Here is a 24,745-nt window from a genome sequence, read left to right on the forward strand (position 1 = left end):
AGTCTTTCCCCTTGTCCCCAATTCTCAAGAGTCCCCAAGTCCTCTTTCCCATGCCCAATACCCAATTTGAGAATATCAAACAATATTTTGACAATTTACGATATAATGCCACACACTTGTTGATTGTTAGTTGTCATGTACTAATGACCAATGACAAATGACTAATGACCAATGACAAATGACTAATAACTAAATGATTACAGCCACAGCGACAAAGATAGAAGCAATTCTGTATTTAAAGGGTAAACCCTTGTCGCTCGGCGAAATTGCCGAGTATGCCGCGTGCGATCGCGCCACTGTCAAAGAAGGCATAATTGAACTAATGGACAACTATGCCCACCGAGATAGCGCCCTAGAGGTAGTAGAAACTCCAGATGGTTACAGTTTGCAACTACGGTCTGATTTTCATGATTTAGTGCAAACGATGATACCAGTAGAATTGGGTGTAGGTGCATTGCGGACTTTAGCTGCGATCGCCCTAAATAGTCCCATACTCCAGAGCGACTTGATTAACCTGCGCGGTTCAGGAGTATATCAGCACGTTCCAGAACTTGTAGAACTTGGTTTCATCCGCAAGCGTCGAGACAGCGATTCTCGCTCTTATTCACTCCAAGTAACCCCAAAATTTCATCAATATTTCCAAATCGAACAACTCCCCCAAATACTTTCTACTAGCCAGAAGGAAGAACAACTAGAACTAGAACTGGAGGGAGTGGGGAGTGGGGAGTAGGGAGTGGGCAAGGGGACAAGGAGACAAGGGGACAAGGGGACAAGGGGACAAGGGGACAAGGGGAAAGATTTGTTGTAAGTTCTCACTCAAATCACTTTGCCCCCTGCCCCCTGCTCCCATGCCCTTCTTCCCTCCTCTTGACTTATACCTATGGTGAATGCGCTACCCTTGTACTATGGTTTAAAGTGGAGTTAGCAATTAAGCTAAATAAAACTGCCAATGGTGTTTAATCCTGACTTTTTAAATGACAACTCTGAGGAACACCCTAATCAACTTCTTTCAGACCACTCTGAGCAATACCCGAATCAGCTACTCAAATATCTACAGCATCAGTCTCCTGATGTTTTAGCCAGGATTGCTCAGTCCGCCAGCCCCGAAATTAAACAAATCATCTCGCAAAATGTCCAAGGGCTTGTGGGAATGCTCCCGCCAGAAAACTTTAACGTGCAAATTACAACAGATCGGGAGAATTTAGCTGGGCTTCTAGCGTCGGCCATGATGACAGGGTATTTTCTGCGCCAGATGGAACAAAGAATGCAGTTAGAGCATTTGTCTAATGATCCATAATCAATAGTCAGTAGTCAAATATTCTGGGACTATTGACCAAATAATTACTAATGACGCTCGTGGACTCGCTACCGCTGCGCTAACGTAATTCGTAATTCGTAATTAAAAAGGTTACAGCAGCCCACACTGAATTAAAAATTTAGTGGTTAACAAGACATTTGTGGAGAGTTCAAGCTTCCACTGACAGCGACGCGCTTTCTGGTGTCCGCAAGCGTCTTGCAACTACGAATTACGAATTATCTTGACTACTTCCTTTCAGGATAAGCTCCTGATTGTACTTTGAAGGTTTGAATTTTACCGCTACGGTTGACTTCGATCGCTAAAATGTCCCCAACTGTGCTGGACTCTACGAGCTTCTGGACTTGGGCTGAGGTTTTAACTGGTTTACCGTTAACTTTTTGTATCACGTCTCCAGGAAGCAGTCCTCCACGCTTGGCTGGGGAATCCTCTGTGACTTCTTTAATTACAATCCCAGCTTCCTGCTGAATGTTGATCTGATTTTCTTGATTAATCTGCTGTTTTCTGATGGGAGAAAGGTCTGCCATTTCAATACCCAAAAAGGGATGTTGTACACGCCCTTTGGTAAAAAGTTCATTAGCGATGCGAGCGGCAGTTTCGATAGGGATAGCAAAACCGAGTCCTTGAGCATCAGCGCGGATGGCAGTGTTAACACCAATCACTTCACCTTGGGCGTTTAACAAGGGGCCACCAGAATTACCAGGGTTAATTGCGGCATCAGTTTGGATAAAGCTGACTCGTTTATCTGGTACACCGACTTGAGTACTGGTGCGATCTGTAGCGCTGACGATGCCGATAGTGACAGTATTATCTAAACCAAGAGGATTACCAATAGCGATCGCCCATTGTCCTGGTATTAAGTTTTGCGAATTGCCTAATTTCACAGTCGGTAAATGATCCGCTTTTATTTTTACCACCGCCACATCTGTCACCGAATCAACTCCTACCACCTTCCCTTCTAGACTTCGACCATCCTTGAGGGTGACTTGTACTGTATCTGTATCAGCTACGACATGAGCGTTAGTGAGTAATTCTCCATCTTGGCTCAAAATAAATCCCGATCCTGTACCGCGCTCAATGCGTTCTTGGGGAATTGGTTGCTCATCCTCCCCAAAGAATCGCCGCAAGAGGGGATTTTTCAAGGCGTCAGAGATAGGATTAGCGACTTTGCGAGTGGCATTAATTCGCACCACAGCCGGGCCAACTTTTTGCACTGCCGTCGCAATAAAATTCACATTATCGCCCCCAGTAGCCCCAACCGCTCCGTTAGAAGAATTTGGCACTACAGATTCTGGAGGCGAAGCCATTGTTACATTTCTTAACTGCTGGAACGAAGAGTTTTTGAGCAGGAGATAGCGACTGCCTAAGAAACCTGCACCACAGCCAAACACCAGTAAAAATATATAAACCGCCAGTTGCTTTAAGGATAACTTCATAATCATTCTGCTTAAGGACAGAAATGCAGTTGCTAATTTCTAAGTGTAGTCAAGCTAACGGCAAGTGGACAGATCAATTTAGGAGGAATTAGGGATTGGGCAGAAGAGGCAAAGGGGCAGGGGGCAGGGAGCAGAGGGGCAGAGGGGATTGAACTTGGCACATTGAACTCTCCCCTGCTCCCTCATCCCCCACTTCCTACTCCCCACTCCCCACTTTTCCCATCTAAAATTTAAAGTTAATGCGCTCTTTACCTGTATACATGACTTTACCCTTCCGTCAACTGATTCTCTGTAGCTTAGTTAGCGCCTTGAGCTTAGTATCCATATTGCCAAACATCAACAGCGCCAAAGCTGCTGTGGGTGGTTGCCCAACTCCAGCCCTATCTCGCTTCCAACGCCATAAAGTTGTTCGTGGCGAAACTTTAGAGAGCATAGCCCAGCGCTACAATCTGATACCTACAACTATTATCGGCATGAATCCAGCTTTGCAGAGCGGTGCGAGCGTAGGCGTTGGTAGTGTACTTCAGATTCCTCCCTACAATGGGATTGTCGTCGAAGTGCCTCGTGGTCAAACTTGGCGACAAGTGGCAGCAAAATACAAAGTTCGTGCTGATAGCCTTTTTGAGGTGAATGGCTGCCAACAAGACCCCAGAATTGTGTTTGTTCCAGGGGTAAATTGGTCACCCAATGGTGTTGTAACGAAGTCCCCTATACCTACTGATGCAGGTACACTAAACCGTGCATCTTTGTCTGGCTATCCTTTGGGGGAAGTGGCAAATGTGGGATTAGCTTACGGCTGGCAAATTAATCCTGCTACAGGTGAAGTTTTCTTCCACAGTGGTGTTGATTTATTAGCACCAGTTGGTACAGATGTGCTAGCGATCGCGCCTGGAACCGTAGCCTTTGCTAATGATCAAGGTTCATACGGCAAGTTAGTCATTATTAACCACAGTGGCGGACTCCAAAGCCGCTATGCCCAGCTTGACAGTATCAAGGTTACTGTCGGTCAACAAGTAAAAAAAGGAGACTTACTGGGAACAGTAGGAACTAGTGGAAAACCAAGTTCCAGTCAACCGCACCTCCATTTTGAAGTGCGTTCTAGCTCATCTCTGGGTTGGGTAGCAGAAGATCCAAAGGGTTATTTGAAAAAATGAGGGAATGGGGAGTAGGGAGAGCAGGGGGGGCAGGGGAGACAAGGGGACAAGGGGACAAGGTGACAAAAGTTTAGAGCCTTCCAACAAGTCTTTCCCCTTGTCCCCAATTCTCCTTGTCCCCAAGTCCTCTTCCCCATGCTCTATGCCCAATTCCCAAATTCGCTAGATTTTATGATGTGCATTCCTGCCTCTGCAAACCTTGCAAATGCTGCATCTGCCTGTTCTGTGTAGTCCACAACACCAGGAACAACAACAGGAGAAGTGCAATCTTCTAGCAAATAGATTTTTTGAGCAAGGGTAGCATCTACCTGTTTAATTTCTGTTAATAAATCGTCAATTGTCCAGGCAACACAGTGACTTTTAGCTTGACCACCAATAATTACTGCATCATATTCTAAAAGTTGTTTAATCAGGCGCGTGTTTTTTAAAGCAAGTGGACGTTGCTCAAAATCTTCTAACACCTCTGGACGCAAGATGGAATAGTTTTCTGTTAAGGGATTTTCACCTTTAATTTCAAATTGCGTCTGACTCTGACGAGCAATTGCGTGAAAAAATATCGCTTCTTCTACTGATGAAACTAAAGCATGACCAATACCACCCAACATAGAATGATAAGGCCAAACTGTCAGGGGATATTTACCGTCTTGACTTAGTTGCTTAACGTAATGGTCAGTATGTTTTTTTAATAATTCATAATCCCCATTAGTAACAGTATCAGCAACTGCTGGGTTGACTTTCCAAATACCTTGTTCAATATCTGCTAGGGTGATGCTAGTCGCTGCCGGAGTGGGATGTTCTGCCGCAGCGTTTACCCAAAAGATCGGATGGAAGATTTGCGTTGCTGTGTGGGTGTCCAGGGTGGGTACAATTTTTGTAATTACTCCCAAATTTTGATATATAAATTCACATAACCTGACGTTATCATCCACAGCCCCTTTTCCAGATTTTCCACCTACAAATAATTCAAATTCAGGTATACAGAAGGTGTTTTGGACATCAATTAATAGTAGGCAAATCCGGTTTTTATCTAAAGATGCAGGTTTGATATCGTGTTGTTTTGCCCAGATTTCAGCTTCGACAGCACGTTCTTGGTAAGGTACGCGCCAGACTTTGCCGACTTCTTCAGGGTTAAAGTGTGAGGGAATTAGTAGTTGGGGTGTTATTTGGGTGTTCATAATTACAGTCACTTTTATTCTGTAATAACATTTATAAATTTAATAGCAAAGCTTAATGAAGTTATCGCTCTCATCCAAACTTTGCAACATTTGAATTTAATCCTACTCGTCAACAAAAAGAACCTCAACTTCTTAAAGAAGTTGGGGTTCTGAGCCTTTGCCAGATGTAACTTACCTGCTCATTATCTTTATTACCTCGTCGGAACTTTCAAGCCTCGACGCTCAAGGATTTGCCGCACCTCTGGGCTAGGAGTGTAGTTATAGCCGTAGGAGGAGTTCTCTGTGTCATCCATAATTTGAGGTGTGAGTAATACAATTACCTCATTGCGCTGGTTCTGTCTGTTTGTACTTCTAAATAGCGAACCAATTAGTGGAAGATCACCCAAAATAGGAATCTTGGAGATAGAAGTCCGGTCTGTGTCTTGAATAATACCTGAGAGAATCAGCGTCTGACCATCTCTCAAGCGAATCGAGCCAGAATTAAGAGAGCGCTCCGATACCAAGAATATTTGTTGGCTACCACCTCCTCCAACGTTGATAGTAGCTGGAGCTTGGGGTGCTTTAACAACGGGGGCTACCGATAGAGAGACAAAACCATTGTCGTCAATTCGTTCAACTTTAACAGCTAGGGTTAAACCTACTCGATCTTTATCTGCTGTAATCGTTTCTGTAGCAAGATTCGCATCGCGAACTATTTCCCTTTTAATATTGCCTACCACTTCCTGAGTCAGGTTGACATTAGCGGTTTGACCTTCTTGAACAATTAACGTCGGGTCTGTCAAAATCTTGGCGTTACCATTTGTAATCTGAGCTTGCAAACTAGTGAGAAGACGTTTTGGGAACTGGTAAATAGACGGCAAGCTATATGTATATTGAGCAGGGGTTTGGCCAGTTACTTGATTACTAAATTGAGTTGGCGCACCAGTAACTGGGTCAAACTGAGTTGGGACAGATGTAATTGTTCCTGGAGTTCCTGCGGTAAATGATGAAAGTCCTGGTTGCGTTGGGTTAGAGCTTACACCAGCACTAGCTACTCCTGTGGTTGGATTTTGTGGGTCAAGAAAAATATTTGCGCTACTAAGTGGATTAGCGGTTGTAGGTGTACTAGTCACACTGGTTGATGCTTCGGCTCTTGTAGCAGGTCTGGAACCACCAAAATTTAGAGATGCTGCACCGCCATCATTTGTAAAGTAGTTGTTACCAACCCCAAAGGAAAAACTGGTGTTGTAATCTTGCGTATTCAAGAGGTTAACATCGATAATCTTGACGTTGACTACTACTTGACGACGGCGTATATCAAGCTGAGTTAGTTGAGCCATCGCCATCTCAACTAGCCGGGGAGGGCCAATCAAGGTTAGAGCATTTGTGCGCTCATCCCCTAATGCCTGTAAACCTCTCAATAATGGGTTAGAGTCTGTAAAAGTAACACGTTGAGTTTCAACTCTGCTTTCTGTAGTGGTCTGAGTTTGGGTGATGGGCGTAGCTCCAGCCCCAACAGGTACAGCATTAACGCTGGTAACTTGTCGTTCGCGGCTGATGGCACTTTCTGCTCCTAAGCCAACCAAAAAGTTGATGGCAACTCCTACTGATACTTGATTGAGTCGCAGGCTACGCATAACCATGTCACGCGTTGCATTAGGTAGTTTAGCCCCTACAAAAACTGTGCGATTACTGCGGTTAGCTTCTAGACCACTCAAGCGCAAAACGTAGTTAAACACATCTTGCACTGGCTCGTTTTCTATATCTAAAGAGATTGTTTGAGAGGTTGCTTGTGCAGCAGCGCCAGCTTGTTGACCTTCCACGTAAGCCAAGTTCAAATTAGCAGCACGGGCAAGTAGTGACAAAACCTCACGCACTGGCGCATCTCGCAGCACTAAACGCGGTACACGTTCTTGAGTTCCTAAGTCAATGGTGCTAGGAGAAGCATCAGTATTAGAAATGGCGATATCTCCTACGGGTGGGGCAACGGCTCTAGGTAAAAAAGGTGGAGCCTGACTCACAGGTTGACCTGGCCCAGCAGGTTGTGCAGGTTGTCCGTCAATGGTGACTTCCGGGTTGGGAACAAGAACCCCTGGCTTTTGACCAGGTTGGGCTGGAGTCGTAGCAGGCGGTGCTGTGAAAGTTTGTGCTGCTGGCGTTGGTGTTGATGCTATAGTGCCTGACGATGGGCTAAAGCTGAGTGTAATTCCATTTTGCGATCGCACCACAGGTTGACTGCTAGGTGTATTATTACTCCCTGTTACCGTCACCCGGACGCTATTGGCATCAAGCTGATTAACCTCAACAGATGCAATTCCTGGTGCTGGGCTATCTTGACGAAAACTCTTACCTTGTGGTAATCGTAATTGAGTATTGATAATATCTGCGACTAAAGCGTTGCCTCTTTTTGTAGTGAAAACTTGGGGGCGCGACGCTGAAGAAGTTTTCAAAGCAACATTAATTCCACCATTAACTGGATTTAACTGGACATTAGTAATTTGACTAATTTGTGCCCAAACTGGTTGAGCTGCCAAAAATACAAAAGCGGCAGTACCTAATATAAAACTATTACCGTGAAGCTGTTTCACAGTTCATTCCTCACCTTATAAAACCTTGTTTACAAACAATTCTGAGAAGTTGAGAAAAAGTAGTTAGGAGTGAATAGTTAGGAGTTAGGAATGATAATTTGTAATTCTTAACTCCTGTACAGACGCGATTAATCGCGTCTCTACTTTTTCGGAGCAGTTTTAGCTGCGGCTGCGGCTGCTGCGGCTATTTCTTCTGGAGTAAGTGGCATCAATACCTGTAACTGGAATGATGTGTTAATCGTTGCTGGGCCAACCTGCACCGGCGTTTTATCCAATGGGGATCTTGACTCTACTGGAGCCAAAGTTGATTGATAGTCTTTAACTATTAACAAAGGCTGTAAACGCTCAATGTTACGAATTATCGATTGTGTTTGCTCATAAGTTCCTGTAATTTCGGCATTGATACTGCTGCGTTGCAGCTTACCGTCAACCTGTAGCCCTAAAGTTCCATCGGTAATTGGTTCTGGTTTTTGAGAAACTGGCACAAATTTTTTTAGTTTGGCTCTCACTGCATTAACAGAAGTTGGAGTACTACCAGACTCTATTAAACGGTTCACATCCAACAGCAATGTATCTAAGCTTTTTTCGTTAGCGAATAAACCTAAAACCTGAACTTTTTGCTGTTTTGCCTGTGCTAGCTCGTCTTTAACTTTGCCAATTTCTTTGATACTGGCTTTTTTTTGCTCAATTTGCCCTTGCAATTCAGAGCTTTTAGCTTGCTGTTGCTGATAGCTTTCCAAAGCTGGCATGAGCAGGTTTAATAATATATAACCTGCTCCTGCTAAACCAATTAGCCCCACTAAAATCCCAATAATTTTTGGTGTGAAGGCAATACCAAATAGCACGGGGGATGCTGGTGTTTCCTGCTCGAATTCCCCACCTTGTTCGCCAAAATTTAAATCATCACTCAGCGTCATTTTGAAATGACTCCTGTTTGTTGGATACTACGAATTCGAGTTACTAACCCCACTGTGCCTTTTTTTTCCAACTCCCGGATTAATTCTGAAGCTGGAACATCATTCATAGTTGATTGGATAGTGTATTCAACTACTTGCGGTAGCTTAATTGTTACACCACTAGCAGGTTGACTCACACCTGGAGCTAAGGGAGCATCTACTAACGTTGCTGTCACAATTCTGCTTTCTGTGGGCTTCAAGAATTGAGACTGTTGTAGACTCAACAAAAAATCATTGACATCGTTAAAAGAACGAGCCAATCCAGTAATTTCTAACCCTCCGGCGGGATTGCTTGCTGGCTTCCCTTCCGCAGCCGGAATGGGTGGGGTTTGCTTGATGGTCTTAATTTGCACTGCTGCTGGAATGCGATCGCGCAAATCTTGCAGCATTGCTGACCAAGGTCGAATTTGGTCAAATACAGTAACTAAAGCTTGGGTTTCCCCTTTAATCGCTTTCGTCTCGTCTTTGATTTTATTAATATTTCCTATTTCTGTATCTAACCTCTTGCTTTCTTGGTCTAGTTGGGCAATTTGACCATCTAATTCAACAATCTTTCCTTGCAATAACAAGTAACCAATTCCCAATAAAGCTGGAAGAGTTACACCTACTCCAACTCCTACATACAGCAGTGTCAAATCCCCCGTAGGAAACTTTAGGGATATTCCTCCCGATCTCTCAGGTTTTTTCTGATATGCTGGGCGATCTTTAAGAAAGTTAACATCTAGGCTGTACATTTTGTTACACCTCCCGCATTCCTAAACCAAGTGCGATCGCCAAACCAGAGCGTTGCACCTGTGGATATTTATCAGTGTCAACTTCTAAGGACAGAGCTACGATTGGATCTATTTGAGTAGTTGGCAAGCTCAATCGTTGGGTAAAGAACTCATCTAGCTGTTGGAGTCCACCTCCTGGGCCAGCTAATATAATCTGTGCTACTTCCAAATTTTCACTTTGATTAAGGTAAAAATCGATGGAACGGCGCAGTTCATCAGTTAGTTCTCCCAATACTCTCAATATGGCTGCCATACCAGGATTGATTTCAGTAACCCCAGTTTTGCCGCCATCTAGAGAAGTTTGGGGAATCACCATACCGTGTAACAGTTCCATATCTCGTGATGTGGGTAAGCTCATTGCCCTTGCTAAGGCAGTTTGCATTTGATAAGTCCCAATTGGGACTGTGCGCGAAAATTGTGGCACTCCGTTAACGATGATGGCGATTTCTGTACTGTCGAACTCTATATCAACTAGTACTGCTGCTTCTTGCGGCCCAAATTGTCGCAATTGCTCACGAATAGTCCGAATCAAAGCAAAACTGTTAATTTCTAAAACATCGATTTGTAATCCTGCCTGCTCAAATGTACTGATATAGGTATCCGTTATCTCCTTACGAGTGGCAACTAGAAGTACGTGTACTTTTTCAATGCCATCTTCATCTACAAAGTACCCAAGTTTCTGATAATCTACATCAGCCTCTTCACGAGGATAGGGTAAATATAGACCTGCTTCATGGTTGAGAACCATTTCTCGCAGTTCTTTATCATCTAACTCTGCTGGCACTGGTATGATCCGAACGATGGAATCTCGCCCTGGTACACCAGTGGCAACCCGAGAAGTTTTGATTTTGCTCTCAGTTAGCGCCTGCTGGATTAATTGCGCCATTGCTGCGGGATCGGTAATTTGACCATCGGTAACTACGCCTTCTGGAACTGCTACCGATGTAAATGTTTCTAGCTTCAAGCCTTGACCCTGCTTGCGTAGCTGAACTACATTCACCCTTTCAGGAGCAAGTTCGATGCCGACCCCTTTTTTTGATTTGCCAAACAGACTTTTGAAGCTTTTTACCACAGTTGTGCCCGATGGACTGCTAAATTTAATTGGGCATTGGGCATTGGTTATTGGGTATTGGGTATTAAAAAAACTTTTCTCTAGTCCCCAGTCCCCAGTCCCTAGTCCTTAGTCCCTAGTCGCCTCTATTACTGTTAATTTATTTAGCCTAGAATCTCGACAATTCTGATCTAAGCTTTTCACACTGAGCAAGCGTAAAAATACTGGGAAAATGATTCAATTACGAAAATTTAAACAACTTGTTGCTTTTACACTACTTGGCTTATTAACCAGTTGGATTGTAAGTTGCAGCACAAGTAATGTTGGTACAGGTACAAAACAGGCTACTTCAGGGGCGGCAACTATTGAGTTTTGGACGATGCAACTCCAACCTCAATTTACCGACTACTTCAAAAACCTAATTGCGAATTTTGAATCGCAAAATCCAGGTATAAAGATTAACTGGGTTGATGTACCCTGGGCGGCGATGGAGAACAAAATATTAACAGCTGTCTCCGCAAAAACGCCACCTGATGTAGTTAACCTGAATCCGGGTTTTGCTTCCCAACTTGCTGGACGAAATGCCTGGTTAGATTTAGATGCAAAAGTCCCAAAGGATGTACGTTCCTCCTATCTACCGAATATCTGGCAATCTTCTACGCTTAATGGCAAGAGTTTTGGGATTCCCTGGTATCTCACCACACGGCTAACCATTTATAACACCGATTTATTAAAACAGGCAGGTATCAATAAACCGCCTGCAACCTACGCAGAATTGGCACAAGCAGCGCAACAAATTAAAGATAAAACTGGCAAATATGCCTTTTTTGTGACTTTCGTACCACAAGATTCTGGTGAAGTGCTGGAATCTTTTGTGCAAATGGGAGTCACTTTAATAGATGCTCAGGGAAAAGCGGCGTTTAATTCAGCACCAGGTAAGGCAGCGTTTCAGTATTGGGTAGACTTGTATAAAAAAGGCTTACTTCCTAAAGAAGCTTTGACGCAAGGACATCGCCACGCGATCGATTTATACCAATCTGGAGAGACTGCGTTTCTAGCTTCTGGGCCAGAGTTTCTGAAAACGATCGCTAATAATGCCCCGAAAATTGCTCAAGCTACAGGAATAGCACCTCAACTCACTGGTGACACAGGCAAGAAAAATGTCGCGGTGATGAATATGGTTATTCCCCGCGATAGCAAACAACCAGACGCTTCTGTTAAGTTTGCTTTATTTGTCACCAATGACGAAAATCAGTTAGCCTTTGCTAAAGCTGCAAATGTCTTACCTTCTACAATCAAGGCATTATCTGATACTTACTTTACAAATGTTCCAGCTAATGCTTCAACAATAGAAAAAGCCCGAGTTATGAGTGCTAAAGAATTGTCAAAGGCAGAAATATTAACTCCTACTTTGAAGGATTTCAACAAACTGCAAAAGGCAGTTTACGAAAACTTGCAAGCAGCAATGTTAGGGCAAAAGACTGTAGATAAAGCTGTAGAAGATGCGGCGCAGGAGTGGAACAGTGCCAGGAGTTAGTAGACAAACGAAATAATGGATGTAGGACTTAGGCAAGTTGCCTAAGTCCTGAGGGTGTCTTGGACAAACTACGCTTGCACCACAAAATTTAATGCCGTAAGAGTTGGCGCACCAGTTAGAGTCGCAAATAGACCACCGCTACCAAAACCAGCCGCGCTGCCATTAGGGTTGTAGAACAACTGCCCACTCACAGGATCGTAGACAATTGTTGCCCTGCTAGTCCCTGCTGAAGAAGTGATTTCAAAATCACTGTTGTTACTAAAACTTGCTCCCGCAGTTGAAGCAATCGCACTAAAAGTAGTTTTATCAAGGATAATTTGATCACCTTGGGAACTCTTAAAGTCAGCGATCGCATCTACACCAACACCACTTAGGGCAAAAGCAGCATCAGTGTTGTAAATAAATTTGTCAGCACCCGTACCACCTGTGAGTACGTCATTGCCAGCACCGCCAACCAGAGTATCATTGCCGAATCCACCAGTGAGAGTATCATTACCTGACCCACCTCGCAACAGGTCATTACCACCGAAGCCATTAATAATGTCGTTACCAGCATTGCCGTCGATGATGTTGTTGCTGTCTGTGCCGACAAGAGTATCTTTACCAGCAGTTCCCGTTAGGTTAATGGTACTGGTTTTGCCTATATTCTTCCCACCAAATATCACGTAGCTTTGCCCAGCCGAACTGTTGTCGTTGGGGGAGGCACGGAATGCCCCGATAATCAGGTCAGCGATGCCATCTGAGTTGACATCACCAGCACTGCTGACAGAATAGCCTGACCTGTCCAATAAACTGATGCCATTGATAATGAAGCCGTTAGCGCCATTAAGGTCAGAGAGGTTGAAAGTGGCGCTCCATCCTGTCCTCTTGCCAAATAGCACGTAGCTCTGCCCAGATAAGTAGCCATTGGGAGATGCACTGTCTGCCGCGATAATCAGGTCGTCGATACCATCGGAGTTGACATCTCCGGCACTGCTAACAGAAAAGCCTAAAAAGTCACTTTCATTTATGGCGTTAATAGCGAAGCCGTTAGCACCGTTAAGGTCAGAGAGGTTGAAAGTGGCGCTCCATCCTGTCCTCTTGCCAAATACCACGTAGCTCTGCCCAGATAAGTAGCCATTGGGGTCGGCACCGTCTGCCCCGATAATCAGGTCGTCGATACCATCGGAGTTGACATCTCCAGCACTGCTGACAGAAACGCCTGATTCGTCACCTTCATTGATGCCGTTGATCGCGAAGCCGTTAGCACCGTTAAGGTCAGAGAGGTTGAGAGTGGCGCTCCATCCTGTTTTCTTACCAAATACCACGTAGCTTTGCCCTGAATTGTAGCCGTTGGGGTCGGCTTTCTGTGCCCCGATAATCAGGTCAGCGATGCCGTCGGAGTTGACATCTCCGGCACTGCTGACAGAAAAGCCTGACGAGTCTTCCGCCGCGATGCCGTTGATTGCGAAGCCGTTAGCGCCGTTGAGGTCAGAGAGGTTGAGAGTGGCGCTCCATCCTGTTTTCTTGCCAAATACCACGTAGCTTTGCCCAGAATCGTCGCCGTTGGAGTCGGCACGGTATGCTCCGATAATCAAGTCAGCGATGCCGTCGGAGTTGACATCTCCGGCACTGCTGACAGAACGGCCTAAAATGTCATCCGCCGCTATGCCGTTGATAGCAAAGCCGTTAGCGCCGTTGAGGTCAGAGAGGTTGAGAGTGGCGCTCCATCCTGTCCTCTTGCCAAATACTACGTAGCCCTGCCCTGATTTGATGCCGTTGGGGTCGGCAAAGAATGCCCCGATAATCAGGTCGTCGATACCATCGGAGTTGACATCTCCGGCACTACTGACAGAAGAGCCTGATGTGTCATCTTCATTGATGCCGTTGATCGCGAAGCCATTAGCGCCGTTGAGGTCAGAGAGGTTGAGAGTGGCGCTCCATCCTGTCTTCTTGCCAAATACCACGTAGCTTTGCCCTGAATCGTCGCCGTTGGGGTCGGCACCGAACGCCCCAATAATCAGGTCAGCGATGCCGTCGGAGTTGACATCTCCAGCACTACTGACAGAAACGCCTGATCTGTCACCTTCATTGATACCGTTGATAGCAAAGCCATTAGCGCCGTTGAGGTCAGAAAGATTCAATGATGAATTAACCATGATTTTCATTGGTAATACTTATATGCAGGCAACATGCAAGCTACGTAATTCGTAATTAGGAAATTTAATCACGAATTACAAGGCTTACAATTACCAGTTGTATTGATAGCGGTCTTTTGGTGTCAGCTAGTCAACGGCTGATTTTTTGTAATAAAAATTAGTTAATTAACCGTTAAATAGCTTAAATCTTTTGATGAATATCTAAACCTTGTCAATAGGCTGGGTGTTATTCTCGCAAGGCACCAGGCAGCTATGCTGGAGGCACTTACAGCAGATTTAAACTTCTCTTCTTAGCCTATGCCAACGTGAGGTACAGAAATACCCCACCCGCGCTATCGCGCATTTTCAAAAATAAATGGTATTACTATCTCAACTTTGAACATTTGCTGCAAATGTTATTCCATGTATAAGAAAGGCTTAAGTATTTGCAAGAAATGTATAATCATTTGCTGCAATTACTTTAACCTTTGTAACAAATGTTATTCCATATATAAGAAAGGCTTAAGTATTTGCAAGAAATGTATAATCATTTGCTGCAATTACTTTAACCTTTGCAGCAAATGTTATTCCATATATAAGAAAGGCTTAAGCAATTGCAACAATCATTGTAGTGAACTTATAGATATAGCTGTTGCTAAAAAATCGCCGACTAAATAAAGGGAACCACATACAACGATTAAATCGTCTGTGGTTGAGGTTGCGGTTTCTAGTGCTGTGAATAAATCTGGATGGATTTGGCGATCGCTTAATTCGGCACAAATATTATAAGCTAGGTTTGCTAAGTAGTCTAAATCAGCAGAAGTTCTACCTGGCCAAGATTCTGTTGGTATTGGTACTAAAAAAAGGCGATCGCCTGGGTGCAGTAAGGCGGTAAAAATATCAGCATGATCCTTATCAGAAAACATTCCTATAACCCAATTGACTGGCTTGGGGTTAACTGCGTCTAAGCTATCGACATACTGACGAAGAACTTCGGCGGCGGCGGTATTATGAGCGCCATCAAGTAATAATTTATGGTTTTTCCAAGTAACCCATTGCATCCGCCCCGGCCATTTAGTTTTTGCCATACCGTTAGTTATGGCTTCTTCAGAAATCTGCCAACCCTGTTGTTGGAGAATTTCTAAAGCTGCTATTGCCAAAGCTGAATTTGCTAATTGAATTTGTCCTGCTAATGGCAAAGGGTATTTAATTAACTTTGAATTTTGAATATTTTGATATTCTGCCCATCCTGTAGCGATTTGACGGGCGGGTTGAGGCGTGAAAATCGGGCATTGTAATTCTAAAGCACGCGATCGCACAACTTTCTCTGCCTCTGGTGGCAATGCTCCAACCACAACGGGACATCCAGGTTTGAGGATACCAGCTTTTTCTCTAGCAATGTCAGCAACAGTAGGGCCAAGTTGCTGCCAGTGTTCCCGGCTAATGGAAGTGATGATCGTAACCAAGGGTTCTAGACAAACATTGGTAGCATCCAAGCGCCCTCCTAGTCCGACTTCTACCACAGCCACATCAACTTGCTGCTGGGCAAAATATAACCAAGCAGCCGCCGTAATTACTTCAAACTGAGTTGCCGATTCGTCTTCAGGGCTAATAACCCCTTGGACTTGTTGGAATAATTGACTCAATTCTTCAGAAGAAATTGGCTGTTCATTCAGACAAATACGTTCCGTCCAATCGACTAAATGGGGGGAAGTATAACGTCCTGTACGATAACCAGCCTCAGTGAGTACCGAGGAAAGATAGGCACAGACTGAACCTTTACCATTAGTGCCAGCAACATGAATTACCGGAACTTGGTGATGAGGATTACCAAGATTTGCTAAAAGGTTGAGGATGCGATCGAGTCCCAGATGGACACCAAAGCGTTGCAGGGGTTGTATTACAGAGTCGATATCCAAGGAAGGGGGAGTGGGGAGAAATCAATTCAAAATTCAAAATTCAAAATTCAAAATTCAAAATTGAATAAAAAGACTGGGGAAGATATAGCTTTAGCTTCTCGCAGGGTAAGACACAAGGGCACACGAACAAGGGGCACTACTAAACCCAATGCCCAATGCCCAATGCCCCCATGCCCAATTAATGAATTTAAGCTTCTCTATCCAAAAAGCCTTGAATTTGTCTTAAAGCCGCAGCGCCAATATTAAATACTGCCCAGCTAGCAGCAATGACAACTGGTGCTAAAACGATCGCTATACGGTAATCGATATCCATATCTAGAACCCCTCTTTTAAGTAGAAATTAAAGTTTTGTCAACTACTCTCATTTTTATTTTTAGCTGAAGTGGGCAACTTTTCCAAGTAGATATGTAAAGAATGTTTAAATTATTGAGTATTGAGCATCGCTGAAGAATCAATAGTTCTTCTTCCTCTGCCTCCCCTGCTCCCCCTGCTCCCTCTGCTCCCCACTCCCCACTCCCTAAGCCTTACTAAACCCGATATCAGTCCCCTTACCAGCATGAACTAAAGCTAACTTTTGGTAACGTTTAGCGTGTTCAATCTGTTCTGCGGCTTCAGCCTCTGTTACTTGGCGCAGTATTTTGCCAGGAATACCGACAACTAGGGACAAAGGCGGTACATTTTTAGTTACCACTGCACCAGCACCGATAATGCTACCAGCGCCCACTCTTACCCCGTCCAAAATCACTGCGCCTATGCCAATCAAACTTCCACGCTCAATGTAAGCGGAATGTATCACAGCGCGATGTCCTACAGTGACATGATCTTCTAAAATTGTGGGAAAACCAGGATCGCAATGTAAAATTGCACCATCCTGAATATTTGTGCATTCGCCAATTTCAATGCGTTCCACATCTCCCCTAACCACTGCGCTATACCAAATGCTTACCCCTGCTGCTATATTTACCGAACCCATAACAACAGCGTTGGCTGCGATAAAGGCAGCTTGAGAAAAATCAGGAGATGTCCAGTAAGAAGCGGTAGACACGATAGAATATGAATATGGTACCCAGGAACACTGGAGAAACTCCAACCTTTGAGGCTGGTTGCACAACTAGGATATCACAGCGTCAAGCCTCTACAGTGAGGAAAACACTAGTGAGCATTGTTGCTGCCGCAACTCCGTGTCTGTGCAGCAGTGACCAAATAACCCAAAGTGATGGAGCCAAAGTGTATATACAATACACTAGCGCTGGTGAAGACAAAATTATGTTTCTACGCACTTCATGATGAATCCAGGCTTGCAGTACCCGATGTTTGGGCCTGAAATACAGTGTCCCCATTGTCGCCAGACTATTCCGGCGCTGACATTAACAGATACCTATTTATGTACGCGTCATGGCGCGTTTGAAGCTAATCCTAAAAATGGAGAGTTAATCCATTTGCAATCGGGGCGTCATTGGCGGAGGTGGAATAATGAATGGTATAGACAGCATACTCATCCCGATGGTATTCGCTTTGAAATTCACGAAGCATTAGATAAGCTCTATACCCAAGGCTTTCGAGCAACAAGAGTAATTATTGCTCGGCGCTATCAGGAATTGATGAGTGGCTATTTGGAACGCAGCACGCCTTGGCGTTCTGGACAACCAGAAGCTACTGCTGCGCGTTTATACGGTTTACCTGTGGAGTTTAGCCCCGATACCTCAGATGATCCCTGTTGGGAAGTAATTAATTTTGACTTGGAAAAAGAACCTGGCGTCCCTGTACGCTACCCTTATTTCAGGTTGTTTGAGTAATGGTCATTTGTCATTAGTCATTTGTCATTAGTAAATAACAAAGGACAAGTGACTAATGACTAAGGACTAAGGACTAATTATGCACCACGCTTCTATTCGGACTGCGAATATTCATCGAGCGATCGCCTTCTACGAATACTTAGGGTTTACAATCTCAGAACGCTTTACTACAGGCTACACCCTAGCTTGTTGGATGGAAGGATTGGGCGGCAGAATTGAACTGATCCAAATTCCCGAACCAAAACCAGCCCCAGATGCCTTTGCTGACGAGCATTATGTGGGGTATTATCATCTCTCGTTCGATTTAACTGAAATTACACCAGATTTACCTAGCTGGTTGACAAATTTACAAGAGCGTGTATTTCTGGCGGCTGAGAGTCAAACTGAAGAATTACAACCGTTGAAAGTACTTTTAGAACCGACACAACAGCAAATAGGCGATCGCATTTACGAAGTGGCTTTCATCGCCGATACCGATGGCTTACCTTTGGAATTTATTCGGGTTTTAGCAAAACTCCCATAATTTAGCTTTTTTATCACCTTTATTGCTAATATATTGTTTTTCTGTATTGTTACTGAGGCTACAGATTTTTTGGACAGATTAAACTAACGTCACTTTCCAAAATAATTATGTAATTTAATTTACATAATCTGCTAAATACATGTATGGATTTTCCAGATTTTATAAATATCCTTTGCCATTATTATTTTTAAGCTTATGGCTAGTAGCGGTTTTTTTGTTAAGCAATAAACCTGCTCATAGCCAACATGCAGCCATATCTAACAAAGAAAAATATCAATCAACCTTGCTAGTAAAAAGAATAATGCCCTCAACACTGACACAAAATGTCCGTAAGACAGTGCTGGAAAATGGTCTAACTGTCCTGACAAAGGAAGTGCATACTGCGCCAGTAGTGACGGTGCAGGTGTGGTACAAGGTTGGCTCACGCAACGAAGAACCGGGCGTAAATGGCATTGCCCACCAGTTGGAACACATGATGTTTAAAGGTACTCTAAACCGTCCAATTCAATTTGGCCGTTTGTTTAGTGCTTTAGGTAGTGATTCCAATGCTTTCACCAGCTACGATCAAACTGCATATTACGGTACTGTGGAACGAAATAAGCTAAAAGCGCTCTTAGTGCTGGAGGCAGACAGGATGCAAAATTCCCAGATTGAGCCAGAACAACTGGCGAATGAGAAGCGGGTAGTAATTTCCGAGTTGCAGGGTTACGAAAATAGCCCCGAATATCGCCTCAATCGCGCCGTTATGAAGGCGGTGTTTCCCAATCATGCTTATGGATTGCCTGTAGGTGGTACCAAAGCTGATGTCGAGAAATTTGAGGTTGAGCAAGTAGAAAAATATTACCGCAATTTTTACAGTCCCGATAATGCCGTCTTAGTAATTGTTGGAGATTTTCAAACTGCAAATACCCTGGAAACAATTAAAGAGGTGTTTGGCAAAGTATCCAGGAGGCAGAGGGCAGAAGGCAGAAGGCAGGAGGCAGGAGTTATTTCTTCCTCATCTCTCTCATCGCCGATAATATTGCGAGAAGCGGGAGCAGGGCGGCTGTTACAAGTTGTGTATCCGCTACCGGATGCAAATCAACCGGATGTGCCTGCGCTGGATGTAATGGATTACATCTTGACAGAGGGACGAAATTCTAGACTTTATCAGGCATTGGTGGAATCAGGTTTAGCTAGTGAGGTTACAGCCTCCGTTAACAGTTTGCGAGAATCTGGCTGGTATGAGGTGTTGGTGACGGCTGGTTCTAAACAAGATTTGAAAAAAATTGACTCAGTGTTCAGTAGTGCGATCGCTAATGTAGCAGAAAAAGGCGTGACTTCTGAAGAAGTAGAACGAGCCAAAACCCAATTAACAGCAGATGTAATTTTGAGTAATCGTGATATCACCTCTCAAGCAATGCGCTTGGGTACTGATGAGACAACAGTTGGTGATTATCGCTACACAGACCGCTATTTAGCTGCTGTCCGTCTGGTGAAGCCGACGGATATTGTCGCTGTAATTAACAAATACCTGACAAAAGAAGCCAGGACAGCAGGCTTTTTTGAACCAACTCAGAAGCTGGTAACAGGAGTTGGTGATAAACCAGACTCAGCCCAAACTACAGAGAATTTTTCTCCTGGCGCACCTGTGCTTCCTTCTGAGGTGATGAAGTACTTACCGCCTGTGGATTTGGCTACAGATGCAATCGCCCAAGTGTTACCACAGGAATTTAAATTTACTAACGGTTTGCGGTTATTACTGTTACCCGATCATAGTACTCCCACCGTTACCTTGAGCGGTCACATTCAAGCTGGGGCGGAATTTGATCCAGACGATAAAGCTGGACTGGCTGCTTTTGTAGCAGATAATTTGTTAAATGGCACAAAGAGCAAGGATGACTTAACTATTGCCAAACTCTTGGCAGAACGAGGAGCGAGTTTAGACTTTCACTCCTACCGCGAAGGTGTGCATATCGAAGGTGATAGTTTAGCACAGGATTTGCCGATACTCATTGAGATATTGGCAGATGTTGTTAAAAATAGTACCTTTCCAGCCAAAGAGTTGGAATTACATCGCCAACAAACTATAACTGACTTGCAACAGGAATTAGATGAGCCATCAGAAGTAGCCAGAAGAGTATTTGTTCAGTCAATTTACCCGAAAAAACATCCCTTACATACTTTTCCCACAGAGGAGAGTTTACAGCAGATTCAGCGCCAGGATGTGATTGATTTCAAAGCTAAACATTATCGCCCAGACACGACAGTGTTGGCGCTGGTGGGAGATTTTGATCTAGACAAAGTGCGATCGCTGATTAAAAATGAGTTTGGTAACTGGGAAGTTAGGGGGCAAGCACCGACATTAAAATATCCTCTGGTGTTAATGCCGCAGAAAATAATCAGTGTCAACCCAGTTTTACCAGGTAAAGCCCAAGCTGTGACATATATGGGTTATACAGGTATTAACCGTTACGATCCTCGGTTTCACGCAGCCTTAGTATTGAACCAGATTTTGGGAGGCGATACCTTATCTAGTAGACTAGGTGCAGAAGTGCGCGATCGCCAAGGTTTGAGCTATGGAATTTATAGCTCCTTCCAAGCCGGGAAGAATGCAGGCACATTTTTGATAGAAATGCAAACTAGTCCTGAAGATAGCAGAAAAGCGATCGCTAGCACCCGGCAAATACTACAACAAATCCATCAACAAGGCGTTACCGCACTGGAAGTAGAAACAGCTAAACGCACTCTCATCAGTAACTACAACGTTTTGCTAGCAAACCCAGAGGAATTAACAGATAAAATTCTGATGAATGAGGTGTATGGACTAGATAAAGGAGAATTGCACTCCTTCACTGACAAAATCCATAAAGTCAGCCTTACCCAAGTTAATCAAGCGGCTCGTGAGTTACTCCACCCAGATCAAATCGTAGTAGTTACTGCTGGGCCATCTGTATTAGCAGAAAAAAGCGTTAGGTAGTACAATATCTAAGCTATTGAGGTTTTGTAGTAAGCACTTTAGTCCTTACTACAAACTTCTTTACCCATCAATTTAAACTTGACCAGTAGTAAAGATAGGCATTAGGCATGGATAATATAAAAAATGGGTAAAGTGGTTTGCCCGCTACCTATTAATAGCATTGCCTTTTGATAACTACTGATGAAAATTTACAACCATTTATGTCAAATTATAATTGCATCTCTTACTTTCCCTATTAGTGCTTGGCTGCAAATATTACGGCGGAACTACGTGATATTAACGTTGTTTCTCAGCTTAAATTTCATCGCTGCTACTCCAGCAATGGCGGCAAATTTGTCTGGGGATTTACTCAAGCAACCAGCCACAGAAATTACAGTTAGCTTGGGTAATTCAGCCAACGAACTCAAGTTTGAGCCAAATCATTTGGAATTCGAGGCTGGCAAACGCTATCAACTACGGCTTACCAATCCCAGTCAACTGAAGCACTATTTTACTGCTAAAGATTTTGCCGATGGCATCTGGACACAAAAAGTCCAAGCAGGCAAAGTAGAAATCAAAGGAGCCATTCACGAACTCGAACTCAAGCCGGGTGGTGAGGCAGAATGGGTATTTGTGCCCCTGAAATCTGGCACTTATAGCTTACGTTGTCCAATACCGGGACATACCGAAGCAGGTATGACTGGAGAAATTGCCATCAAGAATTAAAAATTATCCGACTCAGTATTTGACAGCGATCTAATGTTTCAATTAAAGAAAATTTATCTCAGCCCTATAGTGTGCAGGGAAAATAATTTATGGCAATTTTGATTCAAGCTCAACATATTAGGAGTAGCTGAACGTGTTATTATATATACGTTAACGGCTAAATTGGAAGAATCCCTATCAGGGATTAAAATAATTTAAATTATAGATATTATTTCTCAATTAATCTAGAGAAAGCATTGATACTTCAGCGTCAGAGCCACCAGTAATTATTAGTTTCCCATGAACATTTTCAGTAACTTACTTTCCCAAGCGACTCAGCCTGCACCAGCGAAAAAGCAACGCCGAGGAATTGAAATTAAATCGCCGCGTGAAATTGAAATCATGCGGCAATCAGCGAAAATTGTGGCAACTGTCCTAAAAGAAATTTCTGAGCTAGTAAAGCCAGGAATGACCACGGCTGATTTAGATGCTTATGCAGAAAAACGCATCCGCGAAATGGGTGCAACACCTAGTTTCAAAGGATATCACGGTTTTCCAGGTTCTATTTGCTCCAGCATTAACAATGAAGCAGTGCATGGCATTCCTAGTCCCAAGAAAGTAATTCGGGTGGGGGATGTATTAAAGGTAGATACAGGCGCTTATTATCAAGGCTTTCATGGTGATTCTTGCATTTCAATTGCTGTCGGTGAAGTGACCCAAGAAGCTGCTAAATTAATTCGCGTAGCAGAAGAAGCTTTATATAAGGGTATTGAGCAAGTTAAGGCTGGTGTATACCTGCTTGACTTAGCTGGAGCAATTGAAGATCATGTGAAATCTAACGGCTTTAGTATAGTCGAAGAATTTACTGGACACGGTGTCGGTCGTAACTTGCATGAAGAACCTTCAGTATTCAACTACCGTACCCGCGAGATGCCAAATGTTAAACTCCGTGCGGGGATGACACTGGCAATTGAGCCAATTTTAAATGCGGGTTCTAGACACACCCGGACATTATCTGACCGTTGGACAGCAGTAACTGTGGATAATTCTTTGTCGGCTCAGTTTGAGCATACAGTTTTGGTGACAGAGACTGGTTATGAAATTTTGACTGACCGTTCTAAGGTTTAATTGTTAGTTGTCATTATCTGTTGTTAAGAGAGGTGAAGCTTCAAAAGAAAGCGATTTGCCTCTTAATTTTTTTTTTACAAAAATCGAAGGGAAAAGTATCATTTCTATACTAAAACTCCACATTGCCAAAACTTTCGTTTGTGGCCGACTTAGATGTGGTAGCTTTTGGCTAACGATCGCAATCCAACGTTTAAATACAAATCTTTGCTCATGACCCGCTTTGTGTCACGACGATTTATATCAACATCTGATTCTTCAAAATTCCTACCGAACTAATAATGAATGAGGCGAATTTTGTACAAATAAATTAGCTTCTATTGCTAGTTTTTGGGCTGACTCTAAGTTTGCTAAGGCTTTTTTTTCAATTAACACTTTTTGACTTATAGATTTATAGTTAATTCGATAGTAAGCCAATTTCCTCTTTGCTCGCTCAGAAACTGATGTTTCATTAGGAATACTATCTAATAAGATTATTGCCTGATACCATTTGTTTTGTGCTTCTTGCCAGACTTGTAAAGGATGGGGCGGATTTTGAGCCAGAGAAGCAGCCTCCATACCAAGTTTTTGAGCAGATTTAAACTTTGCGATCGCAGCACTCTCTTCTTGAGCTAAACTTAGACTCATCTGCTGTAATTGTAGACTTTGCTCTTTAATTTTCCAACCACCAAAACCCAAGATTAGTAAACTTGAAGCTATGAACAAAGTTGAACGTACTATTTTTTGGGTCGAAAACTTTGTTACTATTTTTACATGCTGGCTAATAATTGGTTCTTTACTACTTCCTTGTTCAATCCTTTTTAGGGTTTGTTCTGCCTGTTCTCTTAAAGTATCACCCTGAATAAATAAAGCAGTAATTTGTTCTTGGAAATAATCACAATCATTGAGAATATCTGTTAATTCTTGAAATTTGCCATCGCTCGATATAATTAATTCGTGGTCATCATCTAACCACTCTAAGGTGAAACCAGATTTTCCACAGAAAGCAGACACACCTAATAGAATATTTAATAAACTACGGCTATTTTTAATAGTATCAAAAACATAATTTAATTTCTGTTGTAGTTCTAATAATTCATTTTGATAATTGCTAATTTTTTGAATTTTACGTTTTAAAATATTAATATCTTCAAAAATTAAGTTATTTTGTAAATTTCCAGCAATAATCTGAAATTTTGTGCGTATGCTTAGATGATTAATATCAGAATTGAGTTGATTTACAAACAGAATATCACTGAGGATATCAGTAGCTATTGCTTGCAAAAAATAACCCCATTCAATCCAATCATCAATTTTTGATTGTAATTCAGTTAATGAAATTTGAGTTTTTAAGTGGCCAAATTTTTCTGCGATCGCAGGATCTACTAATTCCACACTAGGTATAAACAAAGTAGCTACAGTACCTATTCGAGGAAGTGTAGTGATCGCAGAATTTTTGATATTCTCAAATTTCAATTCCTGAGCAATTAATTTCTTAATATTTCGTAGTTGTTCCTGAGCATTATTGATCAGGATAATTTGCTCCATGATTTGATTAGAATCGCCAATAGTCAGTTTTAGGCTCTGAATCAGTGTTGGTAATTCACTAACAAGTTTTTCTAGGTTAGCCATAAATACCCCTTAGGGATTTGTCGAAAGTTAATGCGAAACAATTAAAA

Annotated in this window: 20 protein-coding genes; 9 read left to right on the forward strand and 11 right to left on the reverse strand. The window is 43.1% G+C overall.

Annotated features, from left to right (window positions below):
• Positions 1-193: 193 nt before the first annotated feature.
• Positions 194-730 (forward strand): SMC-Scp complex subunit ScpB, encoded by a 537-nt coding sequence (scpB, locus tag RMZ43_RS09445; protein ID WP_109009187.1) that lies wholly within the window; start codon positions 194-196, stop codon positions 728-730.
• 219 nt (positions 731-949) lie between these two features.
• The gene (locus RMZ43_RS09450; RefSeq protein WP_322653944.1) at positions 950-1,297 is read left to right on the forward strand and encodes a DUF760 domain-containing protein; all 348 of its coding nucleotides are present in this window, start codon (positions 950-952) and stop codon (positions 1,295-1,297) included.
• 245 nt (positions 1,298-1,542) lie between these two features.
• Here RMZ43_RS09450 and RMZ43_RS09455 read toward each other — a convergent pair whose 3' ends face one another.
• Positions 1,543-2,751, reverse strand: coding sequence for an HhoA/HhoB/HtrA family serine endopeptidase (locus tag RMZ43_RS09455; protein ID WP_322648987.1), 1,209 nt, complete (start codon positions 2,749-2,751; stop codon positions 1,543-1,545).
• Positions 2,752-3,011: 260 nt separating this feature from the next.
• Here RMZ43_RS09455 and RMZ43_RS09460 point away from each other — a divergent pair, with 260 nt between their 5' ends.
• On the forward strand, positions 3,012-3,905 hold the full coding sequence (locus RMZ43_RS09460; RefSeq protein ID WP_322653945.1) for a LysM peptidoglycan-binding domain-containing M23 family metallopeptidase: 894 nt from the start codon (positions 3,012-3,014) through the stop codon (positions 3,903-3,905).
• A gap of 140 nt (positions 3,906-4,045) precedes the next feature.
• On the opposite strand, the gene RMZ43_RS09465 is transcribed toward RMZ43_RS09460, so the two are convergent.
• From RMZ43_RS09465 to RMZ43_RS09485, 5 genes are all read right to left on the reverse strand, one after another.
• Positions 4,046-5,080, reverse strand: coding sequence for a cysteine hydrolase family protein (locus RMZ43_RS09465; RefSeq protein ID WP_322648988.1), 1,035 nt, complete (start codon positions 5,078-5,080; stop codon positions 4,046-4,048).
• Between the two features lie 191 nt (positions 5,081-5,271).
• Entirely contained in the window at positions 5,272-7,647 is a 2,376-nt protein-coding gene (locus RMZ43_RS09470) for an AMIN domain-containing protein (RefSeq protein ID WP_322648989.1), read from the reverse strand.
• Positions 7,648-7,787: 140 nt separating this feature from the next.
• Complete coding sequence (locus tag RMZ43_RS09475) at positions 7,788-8,564, reverse strand: pilus assembly protein PilO (protein WP_322648990.1); 777 nt, start codon at positions 8,562-8,564, stop codon at positions 7,788-7,790.
• On the reverse strand, positions 8,561-9,337 hold the full coding sequence (locus tag RMZ43_RS09480) for a PilN domain-containing protein (RefSeq protein WP_322648991.1): 777 nt from the start codon (positions 9,335-9,337) through the stop codon (positions 8,561-8,563). Before RMZ43_RS09480 ends, RMZ43_RS09475 begins: the two co-directional genes overlap by 4 nt.
• Before the next feature lie 4 nt (positions 9,338-9,341).
• Positions 9,342-10,448 carry a type IV pilus biogenesis protein PilM gene (locus RMZ43_RS09485; protein WP_322648992.1) on the reverse strand — a complete coding sequence of 369 codons (1,107 nt, stop codon included), beginning with the start codon at positions 10,446-10,448 and terminating at the stop codon, positions 9,342-9,344.
• A 211-nt stretch (positions 10,449-10,659) separates the two neighbouring features.
• On the opposite strand from RMZ43_RS09485, the gene RMZ43_RS09490 reads away from it, so the two are divergent.
• The gene (locus RMZ43_RS09490; protein ID WP_322653946.1) at positions 10,660-11,964 is read left to right on the forward strand and encodes an ABC transporter substrate-binding protein; all 1,305 of its coding nucleotides are present in this window, start codon (positions 10,660-10,662) and stop codon (positions 11,962-11,964) included.
• A 68-nt stretch (positions 11,965-12,032) separates the two neighbouring features.
• On the opposite strand, the gene RMZ43_RS09495 is transcribed toward RMZ43_RS09490, so the two are convergent.
• The 4 genes from RMZ43_RS09495 to RMZ43_RS09510 all read right to left on the reverse strand — a co-directional run bounded on the left by RMZ43_RS09495 (position 12,033) and on the right by RMZ43_RS09510 (position 17,045).
• Positions 12,033-14,102 carry a hypothetical protein gene (locus RMZ43_RS09495; protein WP_322653947.1) on the reverse strand — a complete coding sequence of 690 codons (2,070 nt, stop codon included), beginning with the start codon at positions 14,100-14,102 and terminating at the stop codon, positions 12,033-12,035.
• Between the two features lie 602 nt (positions 14,103-14,704).
• Positions 14,705-16,000, reverse strand: coding sequence for a bifunctional folylpolyglutamate synthase/dihydrofolate synthase (locus RMZ43_RS09500; protein WP_322653948.1), 1,296 nt, complete (start codon positions 15,998-16,000; stop codon positions 14,705-14,707).
• A gap of 187 nt (positions 16,001-16,187) precedes the next feature.
• Positions 16,188-16,313, reverse strand: coding sequence for a photosystem II protein Y (locus RMZ43_RS09505; RefSeq protein WP_012411301.1), 126 nt, complete (start codon positions 16,311-16,313; stop codon positions 16,188-16,190).
• 204 nt (positions 16,314-16,517) lie between these two features.
• A complete protein-coding gene (locus RMZ43_RS09510; RefSeq protein WP_322648996.1) occupies positions 16,518-17,045 on the reverse strand; it encodes a gamma carbonic anhydrase family protein in 528 nt (175 codons plus the stop codon).
• 241 nt (positions 17,046-17,286) lie between these two features.
• Between RMZ43_RS09510 and RMZ43_RS09515 the strand changes: the two genes are divergently transcribed.
• The 5 genes from RMZ43_RS09515 to map all read left to right on the forward strand — a co-directional run bounded on the left by RMZ43_RS09515 (position 17,287) and on the right by map (position 23,090).
• The gene (locus tag RMZ43_RS09515) at positions 17,287-17,796 is read left to right on the forward strand and encodes a TIGR02652 family protein (RefSeq protein ID WP_428850717.1); all 510 of its coding nucleotides are present in this window, start codon (positions 17,287-17,289) and stop codon (positions 17,794-17,796) included.
• 79 nt (positions 17,797-17,875) lie between these two features.
• Entirely contained in the window at positions 17,876-18,319 is a 444-nt protein-coding gene (locus tag RMZ43_RS09520) for a VOC family protein (RefSeq protein WP_322648997.1), read from the forward strand.
• A gap of 139 nt (positions 18,320-18,458) precedes the next feature.
• Positions 18,459-21,278, forward strand: a complete 2,820-nt coding sequence (locus RMZ43_RS09525) for a M16 family metallopeptidase (protein ID WP_322653949.1) — start codon at positions 18,459-18,461, stop codon at positions 21,276-21,278.
• Positions 21,279-21,458: 180 nt separating this feature from the next.
• Positions 21,459-21,983 carry a cupredoxin domain-containing protein gene (locus RMZ43_RS09530; protein WP_322653950.1) on the forward strand — a complete coding sequence of 175 codons (525 nt, stop codon included), beginning with the start codon at positions 21,459-21,461 and terminating at the stop codon, positions 21,981-21,983.
• Positions 21,984-22,262: 279 nt separating this feature from the next.
• On the forward strand, positions 22,263-23,090 hold the full coding sequence (gene map, locus RMZ43_RS09535; RefSeq protein ID WP_322649000.1) for a type I methionyl aminopeptidase: 828 nt from the start codon (positions 22,263-22,265) through the stop codon (positions 23,088-23,090).
• Between the two features lie 264 nt (positions 23,091-23,354).
• Here map and RMZ43_RS09540 read toward each other — a convergent pair whose 3' ends face one another.
• Positions 23,355-24,698, reverse strand: coding sequence for a hypothetical protein (locus RMZ43_RS09540; protein ID WP_322653951.1), 1,344 nt, complete (start codon positions 24,696-24,698; stop codon positions 23,355-23,357).
• Between the last annotated feature and the right edge of the window lie 47 nt (positions 24,699-24,745).

Source organism: Nostoc sp. CmiVER01, assembly GCF_034531135.2.
Taxonomy (GTDB): Bacteria; Cyanobacteriota; Cyanobacteriia; order Cyanobacteriales; family Nostocaceae; genus Nostoc.